At 30.1% G+C, this 16,641-nt stretch carries 13 protein-coding genes; all 13 read right to left on the bottom strand.

What is annotated here, in order from left to right; translation table 11 throughout:
• Window positions 1-45: 45 nt before the first annotated feature.
• The 13 genes from ACWPW7_RS10855 to ACWPW7_RS10795 all read right to left on the bottom strand — a co-directional run bounded on the left by ACWPW7_RS10855 (window position 46) and on the right by ACWPW7_RS10795 (window position 16,623).
• Window positions 46-1,320 carry a M16 family metallopeptidase gene (locus ACWPW7_RS10855; RefSeq protein ID WP_454053521.1) on the bottom strand — a complete coding sequence of 425 codons (1,275 nt, stop codon included), beginning with the start codon at window positions 1,318-1,320 and terminating at the stop codon, window positions 46-48.
• 695 nt (window positions 1,321-2,015) lie between these two features.
• A complete protein-coding gene (locus tag ACWPW7_RS10850; protein ID WP_454053520.1) occupies window positions 2,016-4,124 on the bottom strand; it encodes a polyribonucleotide nucleotidyltransferase in 2,109 nt (702 codons plus the stop codon).
• A gap of 105 nt (window positions 4,125-4,229) precedes the next feature.
• Entirely contained in the window at window positions 4,230-4,493 is a 264-nt protein-coding gene (gene rpsO, locus ACWPW7_RS10845) for a 30S ribosomal protein S15 (RefSeq protein WP_039631981.1), read from the bottom strand.
• Window positions 4,494-4,643: 150 nt separating this feature from the next.
• On the bottom strand, window positions 4,644-5,603 hold the full coding sequence (locus ACWPW7_RS10840; protein ID WP_454053519.1) for a bifunctional riboflavin kinase/FAD synthetase: 960 nt from the start codon (window positions 5,601-5,603) through the stop codon (window positions 4,644-4,646).
• An 11-nt stretch (window positions 5,604-5,614) separates the two neighbouring features.
• Window positions 5,615-6,484, bottom strand: coding sequence for a tRNA pseudouridine(55) synthase TruB (gene truB / locus ACWPW7_RS10835; RefSeq protein ID WP_454055496.1), 870 nt, complete (start codon window positions 6,482-6,484; stop codon window positions 5,615-5,617).
• Between the two features lie 44 nt (window positions 6,485-6,528).
• Complete coding sequence (locus ACWPW7_RS10830) at window positions 6,529-7,488, bottom strand: DHH family phosphoesterase (protein WP_454053518.1); 960 nt, start codon at window positions 7,486-7,488, stop codon at window positions 6,529-6,531.
• Entirely contained in the window at window positions 7,475-7,840 is a 366-nt protein-coding gene (gene rbfA, locus ACWPW7_RS10825; RefSeq protein ID WP_454053517.1) for a 30S ribosome-binding factor RbfA, read from the bottom strand. The genes ACWPW7_RS10830 and rbfA overlap by 14 nt, the downstream gene beginning before the upstream one ends.
• Before the next feature lie 18 nt (window positions 7,841-7,858).
• Window positions 7,859-9,922 (bottom strand): translation initiation factor IF-2, encoded by a 2,064-nt coding sequence (gene infB, locus ACWPW7_RS10820; RefSeq protein WP_291560205.1) that lies wholly within the window; start codon window positions 9,920-9,922, stop codon window positions 7,859-7,861.
• Window positions 9,923-9,939: 17 nt separating this feature from the next.
• On the bottom strand, window positions 9,940-10,254 hold the full coding sequence (locus tag ACWPW7_RS10815) for a ribosomal L7Ae/L30e/S12e/Gadd45 family protein (RefSeq protein ID WP_454053516.1): 315 nt from the start codon (window positions 10,252-10,254) through the stop codon (window positions 9,940-9,942).
• The gene (gene rnpM, locus ACWPW7_RS10810) at window positions 10,244-10,513 is read right to left on the bottom strand and encodes an RNase P modulator RnpM (RefSeq protein ID WP_291560209.1); all 270 of its coding nucleotides are present in this window, start codon (window positions 10,511-10,513) and stop codon (window positions 10,244-10,246) included. The genes ACWPW7_RS10815 and rnpM overlap by 11 nt, the downstream gene beginning before the upstream one ends.
• 9 nt (window positions 10,514-10,522) lie before the next feature.
• Entirely contained in the window at window positions 10,523-11,626 is a 1,104-nt protein-coding gene (nusA, locus tag ACWPW7_RS10805; RefSeq protein ID WP_454053515.1) for a transcription termination factor NusA, read from the bottom strand.
• A 12-nt stretch (window positions 11,627-11,638) separates the two neighbouring features.
• Window positions 11,639-12,100 (bottom strand): ribosome maturation factor RimP, encoded by a 462-nt coding sequence (gene rimP, locus ACWPW7_RS10800; RefSeq protein WP_454053514.1) that lies wholly within the window; start codon window positions 12,098-12,100, stop codon window positions 11,639-11,641.
• Between the two features lie 194 nt (window positions 12,101-12,294).
• Window positions 12,295-16,623, bottom strand: a complete 4,329-nt coding sequence (locus ACWPW7_RS10795; protein ID WP_454053513.1) for a PolC-type DNA polymerase III — start codon at window positions 16,621-16,623, stop codon at window positions 12,295-12,297.
• Window positions 16,624-16,641 lie beyond the last annotated feature (18 nt).

The raw sequence follows: 16,641 nt of genomic DNA, 5'->3' as shown, positions 1-16,641 counted from the left end.
GCTGAAGTTATGCAAGAAAAAAGCATTTACATAAAACTAAAGTTATTATTTTTTTATCTCAGTTAGATTATCTTTGTAAATTTCTTTTAAAAGTCTTGTATCCTTACCTACAAAAGCACTGCTTTGTATGCCTTTTCTAAAAGTAAGCTCCTTAACTCTTTCCACACTCTCCATGTCAATTTTATCTATTTTCTTAATTACATCACTTGGAGTATTTATCTTATTTAAAAATAATACGGATTTTCCATTACTAAACATTCTGCTGCTAGTACTTTCAAGTCCTAAAATATAATTTCCTTTTAACTGCTCTTTACTTTTTTGAAGTTTTTCATTGGTGATATTCTCTTTTGAAAATTTATTAACTTCATTAAGTATAACATCAATTGCCTCTTTAATATACTTAGGATTTAATCCTGCATATACATTTACAAGTCCATTGTTTATATGAGAAGACATATATAAATATATAGAATAACAAATTCCTAATTCTTCTCTTATCTTCTGAAAGAGAATAGAGGCAGCTCCTCCACCTAACATATTAGATAATAATATTAATGTATATAAATCATTATCACCTATTTTTAGTCCCGGCATTCCTAAATTTATGTGAAGTTGCTCTATGTCTTTACGTCTGAAATAATTATTATTTAATATCTCTGGCGTGGAATACATAGTTATATTTTTATTATCATATTGCCAATTTCCAAAATACTTCTCTACAATTTTTTCTATATTCTTCATATCTATTTTTCCACATATAGATATGACACAGTTTTCTGGTATGTAATAAGATTTTAAATATGAAACTATCATCTCCTTATTAAAGGATTTTACCGTATTCTCAGTTCCCAGTATAGGAAGTGAAAGCCCATCCTTTCCCCAAACAGCTTCAGCATGTAAGTCCATCAATACATCTTCTGCACTATCCTCACTCATATTTATTTCTTCAATTATAACACCTTTTTCCTTTTCAATATCTTCTTCATTAAATAGACTATTAAAAAGCATATCAGATAATAATTCAAGTCCTAATTCTAAGTGAGAATCTAAAGTTTTAATATAATAACAAGTAGCTTCTTTACCTGTAAATGCATTGATTTGACCACCTACATTTTCAATTTCCTCTGCTATTTGCTTGGAGTTTCTATTAGCCGTACCTTTAAAAAGCATATGTTCTATAAAATGAGATACTCCATTATTAATACTGTTTTCATTTCTAGAACCATTTTCCACCCATAATCCCACTGATACAGAGTTAAAATGCTCTATATTTTCTACTACCACTTTTAATCCATTATTTAAAGTAAACAAATTATACATTTTCGCTCTCCTTATTGAAGATATTTCTTTTAATATTTCAATTCACAATGTAAAATTCACAATTAAAAATATTCCTAACTATAGATTTAACATTTAAATTTTATTTTTGAGTAATTATATCACTTATTATAAAAGTAACTAAAAATAACATAAAACCTCTAAAATAAAATAACTAGTCAAATATGGGGTGGATATTTTATGCTAAACAATAAAACTGATTCTACGTATGGTTCATTGGCTGGTAGACGCAGTATAACACAAAATAATCTACTATAATGGCTAATTATTCTTTTTAAGATAGCTATAATTTTTTTAAAATCTATTATAGAATTAATTATTTCTTTAATTATATATTATGAACTATTCATTACAAATTGAATATGTTTTAAATTTAAATCTAAAAAGTAACATTTATTTTAGTTTTTAGATTAAGTTTCTAAAATAATAATACTTATTTATATATCTTTTTCAATTTTTCATATAAATATTAGTATAATATCAATTATTTATTAAAAAGTACAGTAAAAAATATCCAAATGTAAAAAGCACTTTAAAAGTATATAAAAACTTAAACTATAGGTTCTTGAATGTGATTGTAAAAAAGAGCTTCTATCATAATCCTTAATTATTTATTTTTAACTTTATAAATACCCAAATTAAAAAAATAAAAAGGCATTATGCCCTTCTATTTGTTATTAATTATCAATTTTATCTTCTTCTGTTTCTTTAATAGCATCTTTTCTTGAAAGATTAACTCTTCCTTGATTATCTATCTCTGTTACCTTAACTAATATTTCATCTCCTACTGAAACAATATCTTCTACCTTATTTACCCTTGCAGTATCTAGTTTAGATATATGAACTAAACCTTCTTTTCCAGGTAATAATTCTACAAAGGCTCCAAAAGTAGCAATCTTAGTTACTTTACCAAGATAAATTTCTCCTACTTCAACTTCTTTAGTAAGTTCTTTTATCATTTTTAAAGCCATATTTGCTCCAACACTGTCATTAGACATAATAACAACTTTACCATCATCATTAGTATCTATCTTAACACCAGTTTCAGCTATAATTTTCTTTATAGTTTTTCCACCTGGTCCTATGATGTCTCTAATTTTATCTGGATTAACATTTACTGTATATAGTCTTGGTGCATATGGTGATAATTCTTGTCTTACTTCTGGTATACATTCTTTTATTTTATCTAAAATGTATAATCTAGCTTTTCTAGCATTTTCTATAGAAGTTCTTATACAATAGTCAGATAATCCTTTTATTTTTGTATCTACTTGTATAGAAGTTATACCTTTTTCAGTTCCTGCAACTTTAAAGTCCATATCTCCAAAGAAGTCTTCAATACCTTGAATATCAGTTAATACCTCTTCTTCTGATAAATCTTCACTAGTTATTAATCCCATAGCTATACCTGCTGCTGGTCTTTTTATAGGAACTCCTGCATCTAATAACGCTAATGTACTACCGCACACACTTGCTTGAGATGTAGATCCATTTGAACTTAATACTTCAGATACTAATCTTATAGTATATGGGAAATCTTCGATTGAAGGAATTAAAGGTTCTAATGCTCTTTCTGCTAAAGCACCATGTCCTATTTCTCTTCTTCCTGGTCCACGAAGTGGTTTAACCTCCCCTACACTATAAGCTGGGAAATTATAATGATGCATATATCTTTTAAATTCTTCTTCTCCAAGACCATCAATTATTTGAACATCCCCAAGTGCGCCTAGAGTAGCAACAGTCATTACCTGAGTTAATCCTCTTGTAAATAATCCTGTACCATGTGTTCTTGGAAGTAATCCTGTTTCACAGCTAATTTTTCTTATTTCATCAAAACCTCTGCCATCTGGTCTTCTCCTGTCATGAAGAAGCATATGTCTAACTATTTCTTTTTGAAGACTATAAATTGTTTCTGATACATCAGACATCCTATCCTCATATTTTTCGCCAAAGGCTTCACTGATTTTCTCTTTAATTTCTGAAACTTTGTTATTTCTTTCATCTTTGTCAGTAGTATACATTGCATCTTTTAACATATCATATGCAAAATTTCTTATGTCTTCTTCTACATTTTCATCAACTTTGTGTATCTCTGGAGTTATTTTTTCCTTTCCAAACTTCGCCACAGCCTCTTCTTGGAATGCAACTATTTTTTTACACTCTTCAAATCCAAAGTTTATAGCTTCTATCATTGTTTCTTCTGGAATTTCATCTCCACCAGCTTCTATCATCATAATTCTTTCTTTAGTTGCACAGATAGTTAATGATAATGTACTTTTTTCTCTTTGAGCTACTGTTGGGTTTATAATAAATTGTCCATCTGCAAGACCAACAGATACTGTTCCTACAGCATCTGTAAATGGTATGCTAGATAAACATAATGCCATTGATGCAGCATTCATAGCTAATATTTCTGGAAGATTATCTTGCTCAACAGACACTACTGTACAAACTACTTGAACATCATTTCTATATCCCTTTGGAAATAGAGGTCTTATAGGTCTATCTATAGCTCTTCCATTTAATACTGCTTTCTCAGATGGCTTACCTTCTCTTTTGATAAATCCTCCTGGAATTTTTCCTACTGCATATAATCTTTCTTCATATTCAACACTTAGAGGGAAAAAATCTATTCCATCTCTTGGTGTTTCTGAAGCGTTTACATTAACAAGTACTACTGTGTCTCCATAATTCATAAATATTGCACAGTTTGAAAGCATTCCAACTTTACCATATTCAACTTTCATGGTTCTTCCTGCTACAGTAGTTTCTAATGTATTAATCATAGTTTTGCCTCCTTTCAATAATTATTAATAGTATTGTCAAATATAATTAGTTATATTTACCTAAAAAATATAAGTTAAAATAATAGAGCGGCTTAGCCGCTCTAACTATTTTCTTATTCCTAACTCAGCTATTAAAGCACGGTATCTTTCGATATCTTGCTTCTTTAAGTAATTTAAAAGTCCTTTTCTTTGTCCAACCATCATTAAAAGACCTCTTCTTGAATGGTGATCTTTTTTGTGAACTTTTAAGTGCTCAGTTAACTCTTTTATTCTCTCTGTTAATAAAGCAACTTGAACCTCTGGTGATCCTGTATCTCCTTCAGTTCTAGCGAATTTTACCATTATTTCTTGTTTTTTAGCCTTATCCATGTTAAAAACACCTCCGATTGTAATATCCCCTTGTCCCAAGTATACCGTTGGCAATTCAGTAAACTTAGCATAAGGTTCAGACCAATTATAGCAAATAATTTTCTTTTTGTAAATTATTTATTATAACTTTCTTTTTTGAAATGAAATAGTTTATACATCTATCATATTTTGATTTTTAACAAATTTTTTATCTTTATTCAATTGAGCTATTAATTCTTCTAGAGAATCAAAACTTTTTTCTTCTCTAATTTTATGTAAAAAGAATATTTCTACACATTCTCCATATATATCTTCATGAAAATCTAATATATTTGTTTCAACACAAAGTTTTTTTCCTTTTACTGTAGGATTATATCCTACATTAGTCATAGCTTTGTAAAGCTTATCTTTATATTTTACCAAACTATAATAAACTCCACCTTGAGGAAGTACAAATTTTTTATCATAATCTAAGTTTATAGTGGGAAATCCTATAGTTCGTCCTATCTGCTTACCCTTAATAATCTGCCCACTTAACATAAAAGGTCTTCCTAGCATTACATTTGCCTTTTCAATTTCTCCCTCTTGTATGTAGTTTCTTATTTTAGAACTGCTTATTATTTCATCTTTTAATTTAATAGGCTTAGCTACATAAAGCTTAAACCCTAAAATTTCACTATACTTCCTTAAAAGTTCAACGTCCCCTAAATTCTTATATCCAAATCTATAGTTAAAACCTACAATTACACCTACCGCATTGTAGGAATTTACTAAATTTTTGATAAAATCTTCTGGAGTTATTCTCATAAAATTATCATCAAAGGTAATAAAATTTACTACATCGACTCCTAATTTTTCTAATATCTCAATTTTATGAGCATTATCCATTATAAGTTTTGGTGCAACATCCTCATTTATAACTGTTAAAGGATGATTTTCAAAGGTACATACCATAGTTCTAGCATTAATAAAATTTAAATTTTCTTCTTTATTTTTATTATACTTCTTAGCCATCTCTATTGATTTTTTTATAAGAGACTTATGACCAAGATGAATTCCATCAAAACTACCTAAAACTATAAAGGTAGGAAAATTTAACTTCTCATTAAAATTATCCTTTATTATCTTCATATCTATATCCTCTAGATTAAAATCTTTATCAATTTAAAACCTACATCGTTTTTTCTGCCTATTCCAACTAAGTTGTTTTCTTCATCGTAAACTCTGTAAATTTCATCTTTTAATATGTTTGATGTAAAGCTTTTATCCTTTAATATGACTCCATTAAGAAGAAGGGTTTTAAATTTAATATCAGCTACTATCTTAGGATAGTTTAAAAAAGCATTTTCTATAGGGATAATATAATCATATATATTTTCCTCATTTAAAGACTCAATATTTATACTATTTTCTTTAGTAAATTTGCCTGTAGCTGTTCGCTCTAACGCGCTCATCATAGCACCACAGCCTAATTTCTCTCCTATGTCATAGCATAGGCTCCTAATATAAGTACCTTTAGAGCAGTTTACTTCCATCTTTACATAAGGAAGATTAATTTCTAAAACTTTTATATCATGTATAGTTATACTTCTAGCTTCTCTTTCAATTTCTATACCTTCTCTTGCAAGTTCATAAAGCTTTTTACCATTTACTTTAAGTGCTGAATACATTGGTGGAACCTGTTTTATGTTTCCTTTAAAAGAATAGACAGCTTCCATTACTTCTTCTGCTGTAACATTCACATCACACTGTCTTATTACTTTTCCCTCAATATCATAAGTATCTGTTACTTCTCCTAGCTTTAACTCTGCAACATAAACCTTATTATTTTCCATAATGTAATCAATAGCTTTAGTGGCTTTACCTATACAAATAGGTAAAACCCCGCAAGCTTCAGGATCTAAAGTTCCACAATGACCAACTTTTTTTTCATTGGTAAGCTTCCTTATAATTCTAACTACATCAAAAGAAGTGATTTTTGTTGGCTTATAAACATTTAATATACCAAAAATATTTTTTTTATTAGAAATATCTTTAATTTCTCTATTTAAGTTCATTATATCAACTCTTTTTCTAATATAGTTATTAACTTATCTTTTATAGTTTGTATATTACTTTCTGCCACAAAACCTGCTGCTCTAATATGTCCACCACCATTAAAGCCCTCTGCAACTCTTCTTACATCAATCTTATTTTTTGAACGTAAGCTAACTTTAACACCATCTTCCGATTCCTTAATCAGCACTGTTACTTCTGCACCCTCAACTTTACTTCCAAAGGCTATCAAGTCAGATGTATCAGAGCCATCTAGGTTCAGTTCTTCTAATATTTTATTAGTAAGTTCCATAAATACAACTTTTTTATTACATTCCAAAGTCATAGTTTCTATAACTTTTCCATAAAGCTTAACTTTATTAAAGCTTTTATTATCAAAAATAATTCTATGAATCTCACTAAAATCAATGCCTGTATTTATTATATCCCCTGCAATGTTATGAGTAATACTAGTAGTATTAGAATGCCTAAACGAACCAGTGTCAGTTAATAGTGAAGTATATAATGCTGTTCCTATTTCCTTAGTTAAGTTTATATCTAATAGCTTTAATATTTGGTATACAATTTCTCCTACCGCTGCAGCATTAGTATCTACATAGTTTAAATCTCCATATAATTCATTTGACATATGATGATCCACATTAATTAAAGTATAATCCCTATCTTTTAAAAGAATTTCTGCATTAATTCTTTTAAAATCTCCACAATCTAATACAATCACTAAGTCTGTATTTTTCTCTACATTATAATTTTCACCAGTTATTTCTTCTGCACAAGGTAAATAAGTAAATGTTTGAGGAATAGCTTCTTTACAAAGAATAGTACAGTCTTTTCCTAGACTCCTAAGTGCTAAAGTAAGTGCTGTGCTGCTTCCTAGTGAATCACCATCTGGAGAAGTGTGAAAGGTAATAGCAATTTTTTTACTTTCTTTAATTTTCTCAATAACATTATTTATTGTCATTGCTATTTTGCTCCTTTATTTGTTTAAGTAATGAATCTAGGTGCTGTGCTCTATCAAGGGTATTATCTAACTCTATAATAACTTCAGGTATATGTCTTACTTTAACATTCTTAGCTATTTCTTTTCTTATAAATCCTACAGAACTTTTAAGAGCTAAATAACTATCTTCTTTTTCCTTTTCACTACCAAAAATACTTACATATATCTTTGCATAGCTTAAATCTTTGCTTACATCTACATCAGTTACGCTTATCATTGCAGTTAATCTAGGGTCTTTTATTTTATTTTGTATTGTGTTACTTACATCTCTTTTTATTTCCTCGTTAATTCTACCGCTTCTATACTTTGCCACGTAACTCACTCCTTATGATTAAATTTGTTTAGGTTTAATTTCCTCCATAGTATAAGCTTCAAGGATATCTCCTTCTTTTATGTCATTGAATTTCTCTATACTTAAACCACATTCAAAACCAGCTGCAGCCTCTTTAACATCATCTTTAAATCTCTTTAATGATGCTAATGTTGATTCAAATATAACTATACCTTCTCTTAAAATTCTTACACTTGAATGTCTAGTAATCTTTCCATTTAGAACATAGCATCCTGCAATTGTACCTACATTTGAAATTTTATAAACCGCTCTTACTTCTACTCTTCCTTGTATAACTTCTTTATACTCTGGATCAAGCATTCCCACCATAGCAGATTTAATATCTTCAATAGCATCATATATTATTCTATAAGTTTTAATTTCAACGCTTTCTTTTTCTCCAGCAGCTATAGCATTTCCATCTGGTCTTACATTAAATCCTATTATAATTGCATTGGAAGCTGATGCTAGTGTAACATCTGTTTCAGTTATAGCTCCAACACCACCATGAATTACTCTAACTTTAACATTATCTGTTGAAAGTTTTTCTAATGATTGTCTTATAGCTTCCACAGAACCTTGTACGTCTGCTTTTACTATAACACTAAGTTCTTTAACTTTTCCTTCTTGAATTTGACTATATAAGTTTTCCATAGAAACTTTATTAGATGCAGTAAAGTTTTCTTGTCTTATTTTTTCTTTTCTCTTATCTGCCATGTTTCTAGCTGTTTTCTCATCTTTAACAACATTAAATCTATCTCCAGCTGCTGGAACTTCAGATAATCCTAAAACTTCTACTGGTATTGATGGTCCAGCAGATTTTATTTTATTACCTTTATCATCTATCATAGCTCTTATTCTTCCATAAGTAGTTCCTACGATTATTGAATCTCCAACATTTAACGTTCCATTTTGAACAAGTAGTGAAGCTACTGGTCCTCTACCTTTATCAAGTTTAGCTTCTATAACCGTTCCTTTAGCTCTTCTTTCTTTATTGGCAGTTAGCTCTAACATTTCTGAAGTTATTACTACCATTTCTAGTAATGTATCAATACCTTCTCTTGTATGGGCTGATACTGGAACACATATTGTGTCTCCACCCCAATCTTCAACAATTAATCCATGTTCAGTTAACTCTTGTTTAACTTTATCTGGGTTTGCTGATGGTTTATCCATTTTATTTATAGCAACTATCATTGGAACATTAGCTGCTTTACAGTGGTTAATAGCTTCAGCAGTTTGTGGCATTATTCCATCATCAGCTGCAACAACTAATATAACAACATCCGTAATTTGAGCTCCTCTAGCTCTCATTGCAGTAAAAGCTTCGTGTCCTGGTGTATCAAGAAAAGTAATCTTTTCATCATTTACATCAACAGTATAAGCTCCTATATGTTGTGTAATTCCACCTGCTTCTGTAGCCGTAACTTTAGATTTCTTAATAGCATCTAATAGTGACGTCTTACCATGGTCAACGTGTCCCATAACAGTAACTACAGGTGGTCTTTTTTCAGTATCGTTTTCTTCTTCAAAGTTGTCTTCTATATCCTCTTCTTCACCAAGTTTTCCAGCTTCTTCTTCTTTTAATACCGCCATTGAGCCGAACTTTTCAACAACTTGTTCAGCGATATTAAAATCTATTTCTTGATTCATATTAGCCATAACGCCTAAGAAAATTAATTGTTTAATAACTTCTACAGGTGGTTTTTTAAGCTTTTCTGCTAAATCTTTAACAATTATAGTTTTTTCCATCTCTATAACTTCATCTTGTGTCAGTTCTAAATCTTCTTCATCAGAATCTCTATTTCTTATCTTGTTTCTATTTTTTTTCTTATTTAACTTATTTACATTCTCATTTTCAACATTCTCATAATGCTCTATTGTTTCATTTGTATTTGCTTTTTGATCTGCAAATAATTCTTTAATAAGCTCAGCATCTTCCTCATCTATCATACTCATATGATTTTTAGCTTCTATACCAAACTCTTCGAAAAGCACTGTGATTAAATCTTTACTTAAAACTTCTAACTCTTTAGCTAATTCGTATATTCTTACTTTCGCCAAAGCTTTCACCTCCGAATTTATATGTTATTATGCTCTTGCCATAAATCAATGAGCTTTTCACTCATATTTTTATCTTTTACACATAATACATTTATTTCTTCTCGCCCTAAGGAAATACCTAATTGAAATTTTGGTACATCCTCTAATAAAGGAATTTCTCTATCACTACAGTATCTTTTAAATTTATCTTTAGTATTTTCCGAACACTCCAGTGATAATATTGCAAGATAAACCTTTTCTTTCTTTATTGTTTCTTCACACTTATTATATCCCTCTATCAAATTTCCTGACTTTTTAGTAAGTCCTAAAAATTGATAAAACTTATTGGTCATATCTCATCTCTTCCTTTAATCTTTCAAATATATCATCACTGATTTTACCCTCAAGATTTCTCTCTAATCTTTTTGCTTTTATAGACTTTTCTAAGCATTCTATACTTTTACAAATATATGCTCCTCGTCCTGGCTTTTTCCCAGTAGTATCAATAAAGACTTCTCCTTCTTTATTTCTAACTACTCTTATAAGCTCTTTTTTAGGCTTCATCTCCATACAGCCAGTGCACATTCTTTGTGGTATTTTTTTCACCTTCATAGATATCACCTACTCTAGAATTTCATTTATCTCAGTTTCTTTATTAACGTCAGTAACATCTAAAGCTGTGTAAGCTTGAGATTTGCTTTTTATATCAATTTTCCATCCAGTTAATCTTGCAGCTAACCTTACGTTTTGACCTTCTTTACCTATAGCAAGTGATAACTGGTTATCATCAACTACAACTTTAGCGCTTTTATTTTCTTCATCTACTTTAACTTCTAAAATTTTAGCTGGGCTTAATGAATTAGCAATATACTCTTCTGGAATCTTGCTGTATTTTATAATATCAATTTTTTCATTTTTAAGTTCGTTTACAATACTTTGTACTCTTATTCCCTTAGGACCAACACAAGCACCCATTGCATCAACATTTTCGTCTTTTGAATGTACAGCTATCTTTGTCCTTGAACCCGCTTCTCTTGATATACTTTTAATCTCCACAATACCACTATATATCTCTGGCACTTCTCTTTCAAATAATCTCTTAACTAAGCCTGGATGAGTTCTTGAAACTACTACCTGAGCGCCCTTTGTAGTATTCCTAACTTCAACTATATATAGGCTAAGCTTTTCATTAAAAACATACTCTTCTCCACGCATTTGTTCATTAGGTCCAAGCACTGCTTCTATTTTGCCTAAATTGATAAACACATTGCCTCTATCTTTTCTTATTACTGTTCCTGTAATTATATCATATTCCTTTGCTATAAATTCATTGTATATGATATTTCTTTCAGCTTCCTTGATTCTCTGTATAACAACTTGCTTTGCAGATTGTGCTGCCACTCTACCAAATTGTCTTGGAGTAACTTCTATTTCTGCTATATCTCCTATAGTATATCTTGGGTTTATTTCTTTAGCCTCTTCTGGTAAAATTTCACAACTTTCATCATAAACCTCATCTACAACTTCCTTTTGTGCGTAAACATGGATTTCACCAGTTTCTCTATTCATTGTAACCTTTACATTTTGACCGCTATTCGGAGAATTAGCATAATTTTTTTTATATGCAGCAACTAATGCATCTTCAATTGTGCTAAATAATACATCTTCACTTATTCCTTTTTCTCTTACTATTTCTTTAAGTGCGTCTATAAATTCTTCATTCATCTCATTATCCTCCTATAACGTCGGATTTAAATTCACTACTGATACTTTGTCTCTTGGAATCGTTACTGGAGCATTATCAATTTCAATCACTAAATTTAAAGTATCAAAGTCTTTTAAATTTCCTTCATATTTTTTCTTTCCATTTAATAAACTGTTCAAAATAACTTTTACATCTTGATTTAAATATTTCTTAAGATGAGCTTCTGTAAATAATGTTCTAAATACTCCCGGAGAAGAAACTTCTAAATTGTATTCATCGGAGATTGGATCTTCAATATCTAATATGTCACTAATTTCTCTGCTTACTTTTTCGCAATCAGAAAGAGAAATTCCTTTTTCGTTATCTATATAAACTCTAAAAATATATTCCCCTGCTTCTCTTATATACTCTAAATAATAAAGCTCACAATTATTCTTTTCTACTATGGGCTTTGCAAGAGCTATAAGTCTTTCAACTAATGGGTCATTTTGCATAACTACTACCTCCTTATTTAATTTTTGTTTAGTTTAAATCTAAAAATATATAATAAAACGCAACGAATAGATGTTGCGTTTTTAATAAATAGAGAGTAGGCAAAACCTACTCTCTCCAACTAAATTTGTCATAACTCACTAAACTAACCAAAATTATATCACAGTTCTAGCTTAATTTCAAGCAAATTGCCATCTTAAAATAAGCATAATTGATTAGTTTCTGGTAAGCCTTCCAAAGCACCATGATTATCTAAAGCTTCAATTACTGTTTTAGAAACTTTACTTCTAATTCGTAAATCTTCTTTGGAGATAAACTCTCCATCAACTCTAGCTTCCATAATACTTTTAGCTGCATTCTGCCCAGCACCTTGAAGTCCACTAATAGGAATTCTAATTGACTCTCCTTCTATAGTAAATTTAGTAGCATCAGATTTATATATATCCACTGGTAAGAATTTTATACCTCTTTTATACATTTCGTAAGATAATTCTAATATAGTAAGTAGCCCTTTTTCCTTAGGTCCTACATTGTTTCCTAAAGCATTTATCTCATCCATTTTAGCTTTTATAGCTTCTTCTCCTTTAATTACTATATCTCCATCAAAGTCATCTGCTCTTACAGTGAAATAAGTTGCATAGTAAGCTCTAGGATAATAAACTTTATAATAAGCTATTCTAACTGCCATCATAACATAAGCAGCAGCATGGCCTTTAGGAAACATATACTTAATTTTTTTACAAGATCCTATATACCAATCTGGTACATCATGTTCTCTCATTATTTGCTCATTTTCCTCTGAAAGACCCTTACCCTTTCTAACCTTTTCCATTATAGTAAATGCAGTTTTAGGAGGAAGACCTTTGTATATTAGATACACCATAATATCATCTCTTGTAGATATACAATCTTTAAGTGTTGTATATCCTTCTTTGATATAGTATTGAGCATTATTAAGCCATACATCTGTTCCGTGAGAAAGTCCTGAAATTCTCACTAGATCAGAAAATGTCTTAGGCTGCGTATCTATAAGCATTTGTCTAACAAATTTTGTACCAAATTCCGGTATCCCATAGCTACCTACCTCACACCCTAGTTCTTCTTTGGTTAACCCTAAAGCTTCTGTAGAAGTAAATATACTTATAACTTTAGGATCTGAAAGTGGTATCGTCTTAGGATCAAGTCCAGTTATATCCTGTAGCATTCTAAGCACTGTAGGATCGTCGTGACCAAGTATATCTAATTTTAATAATCTACCACTTATAGAATGATAATCAAAGTGAGTAGTTATTATATCTGATGTAGAATCATCTGCTGGACGTTGAATTGGACAGAAATTAAATATTTCATTATCATTAGGTACAACCATTATACCACCTGGATGTTGTCCTGTAGTTCTCTTAACTCCTGTACATCCTAATGTCAACCTTTCAATTTCAGCTGATGTTGCATACTTTCCTTTTGAGTCTAAATACTTCTTAACAAATCCATAGGCAGTTTTTTCTGCAATAGTACCTATAGTACCTGCTTTAAAGGTATATCCTTCACCAAAAAGAACTTCTGTATATCTATGAATATCACCTTGGTTATCCCCTGAAAAGTTAAGGTCTATATCTGGTTCTTTATCACCTTCAAATCCTAAGAAGGTCTCAAATGGTATATCATGGCCATCTTTATTATAGACAGTACCACACTTTTCACAGTTTTTATCTGGAAGGTCTACTCCTGAAGCTACAGATCCATCCATAAAAAATTCACTATGTTTACAATTAGGACACACATAATGTGGTGGAAGACCATTTACTTCTGTTATATCTGTCATAGTTGCAACAAATGAAGAACCAACAGATCCTCTAGAACCAACCAAATATCCATCAGCTATAGACTTAGCAACAAGTTTATGGGCAATTAAATAAAGCACTGCATACCCATTATTTATTATAGAGTTAAGTTCTTTATCTAACCTTTTTTGAATAACTTCTGGTAAATTTTCTCCATATATAGAATGAACCTTTTTCATAGTCATATTTCTTATATCATCTTCCGCACCTTCTATTTTAGGAGGATAGGTTTCATCTGGTATAGGTTTTACAGCTTGAACTTCATCGGATATTTTATTAGGATTTACTATTACAACCTCTCGTGCTTTTTCTTCTCCTAAATAGGAAAATTCCTTAATCATCTCATTAGTAGTTTTTAAATACAGTGGAGCTTGATTATCCGCATCGGAAAATCCTTGACCTGCCATTAATATTCTTCTAAATACCTCATCTGTAGGATTTAAAAAATGAACATCTCCTGTGGCTACTACAGGTTTATTATATTTTTCTCCTAAATCACAAATTTTCTTATTTATATCTCTAAGTTCTTCTTCATTTTTAACATTTCCATTTTGTATTAAAAATCTATTATTGTCTATGGGTTGTATTTCTAAATAATCATAAAGCTTTACTATATTCTCCATTTCCTCTATAGATTTTCCTTGAAGTACTTCTCTATATATTTGACCAGCTTCACAGGCAGAACCTATAATAAGCCCTTCTCTATATTTTTCAATAAGGCTTTTAGGTACCCTTGGTCTTCTATAAAAATGTTCTAAATTAGAATAGGATATAAGCTTATATAAGTTTTTAAGCCCTTCTTGAGTTTTAGCCAATATAATTATATGGTATGTCATTGCTTTTTTTATATCAAAACTTCCTAAAAATTCGCTATTTAAAGAATTAATATCTAATATATTTCTTTCTCTAAGCATATTAAAGCAATGTAAAACTATCTCCGCAGTTGCCTTAGCATCGTCTACTGCCCTGTGATGATTTTCTAAAGATATACCTATATGCTTACATATCACGTTTAGCTTATATCTTTTCAGATCCGGAAACAAAAACTTTGCTAATGGTATTGTGTCCATTATTGGATTTTTAAATTCTAATCCCAATCTTTTACAATTTTTCATTATAAATGATGTATCAAAAGAAGCATTATGTGCAGCTACTATACTATTACCTATAAAATTCATAAACTTAGGAAGTATAGAGGCTATATCCTCAGCATCTTTGACCATATCATTATTAATACCTGTGAGTTCTGTTATTTCATAGGGGATAGCTCTATTAGGATTTACGAATTCATTAAATCTATCTATAATTTTCCCATTTTCTATCTTTACGGCCCCAATTTCTATAATACTATCATTTTCACTAGAAAATCCTGTAGTTTCTATATCGAATACCACAAAACTATCATCTAGCGTTTTCCCTTCTCCATTCAAAACAATTGGAACTCCATCATCTACTAAATAGCCTTCCATTCCATATATAACTTTTATATTATTCTTTTTTGCAGCATCCATAGCTTCTGGAAAAGCTTGTGCTACTCCATGATCTGTTATAGCGATAGCACTATGGCCCCATTTAGCTGCAGTTTCGATTAATTTTGAAGCAGAAGTTATTCCATCCATGGCACTCATAGTAGTATGAGCATGCAATTCTATTCTTTTTTCTTCGCTAGTGTCATTCCTTTCAATTTTATGCATCTTAACTATATGCTTACCCATTATCACTATCTCTCTAGCATAGGTATCATATATAACTTCACCACTGACCTTACAATAAAGTCCTACCTTTAAATTTTCCTGTAATCTTTCAAGTTCTTGATTCTTCAAAAAGCATTTTATAGTTATAGAACTTGTATAATCTGTTACATAAAAAGTAGGAATTATCCTTCCGGTTTTGGTTTCAATAATTTCTACCTTAAATACATCTCCACAGACAGAAACAAATCCTGAAGTTTGATCTAGTTCTTCGATAGGAGTTATCTCTCCACTTACATGTCTACCGACAATGACATTTTCGTCTTTAATATCTGTTTTACTACTCTCAAATTTAGTTTTTTTGTATCCTCCTTGATTTGAGTTAGATGAGGGTTTAGGCTTTGAAATTTCCTTAGATACTGTCATCGGTTTGTCTTTCATAACTTCTTGAATTATGTTAATATTTTCTTTTTCTTTTTCTTTAAAATAGTCAAATTTTTTATCAGTATCATATTGAACTTTAATACTAGCATTTATTCCGTATACTTCTTTAAGAGTAGTCCTAAGATTATGTTCCATATTTTTATTACATAGTAAATCACAAATAAATTTATTTGAAATGAATATATTTAAAGTATCATTTTCCACTGTTTTTTTACAATTCAAAAGTACTGTTTTTAGAGCGGGGCTTTTTGAGGTTACAGTAGCAACAACATCAGTCCAATACATAGAACAAATCTCTTCAAGATTAGCAGACTTTATATCTATATACCATATAAATTCTAAGTCATTAAAAGACGGTAAAATGTTTTTTAGAAGCTTTTCTACTCTTGGTTTATTTTCTTCTTTTACGCTGCTATTGCCTTTAATGTGTATTCTCAATTTTCCGCTTTTTTTAAGGTACTGAACTCTCAGTACCTTAATATCATATTGGCATATCTCTTCATCTTCATCTAAATGATTTTTTAAAATATCAACTAGGCTTAAATTCATATTCATTCGCCTCCTAGT

This window comes from Clostridium sp. Marseille-Q7071, assembly GCF_965112025.1.
This window is presented reverse-complemented; position numbering and strand designations above follow the sequence as displayed.

Coding starts and splice junctions, on each gene's coding strand:
- ACWPW7_RS10855 (WP_454053521.1), bottom strand. CDS start 1,320: ATGTATAATTTGTTTACTTTAAATAATGGATTAAAAGTGGTAGTAGAA.
- ACWPW7_RS10850 (WP_454053520.1), bottom strand. CDS start 4,124: ATGATTAATACATTAGAAACTACTGTAGCAGGAAGAACCATGAAAGTT.
- rpsO (WP_039631981.1), bottom strand. CDS start 4,493: ATGGATAAGGCTAAAAAACAAGAAATAATGGTAAAATTCGCTAGAACT.
- ACWPW7_RS10840 (WP_454053519.1), bottom strand. CDS start 5,603: ATGAAGATAATAAAGGATAATTTTAATGAGAAGTTAAATTTTCCTACC.
- ACWPW7_RS10830 (WP_454053518.1), bottom strand. CDS start 7,488: ATGACAATAAATAATGTTATTGAGAAAATTAAAGAAAGTAAAAAAATT.
- ACWPW7_RS10815 (WP_454053516.1), bottom strand. CDS start 10,254: ATGACCAATAAGTTTTATCAATTTTTAGGACTTACTAAAAAGTCAGGA.
- rnpM (WP_291560209.1), bottom strand. CDS start 10,513: ATGAAGGTGAAAAAAATACCACAAAGAATGTGCACTGGCTGTATGGAG.
- nusA (WP_454053515.1), bottom strand. CDS start 11,626: ATGAATGAAGAATTTATAGACGCACTTAAAGAAATAGTAAGAGAAAAA.
- rimP (WP_454053514.1), bottom strand. CDS start 12,100: ATGCAAAATGACCCATTAGTTGAAAGACTTATAGCTCTTGCAAAGCCC.
- ACWPW7_RS10795 (WP_454053513.1), bottom strand. CDS start 16,623: ATGAATTTAAGCCTAGTTGATATTTTAAAAAATCATTTAGATGAAGAT.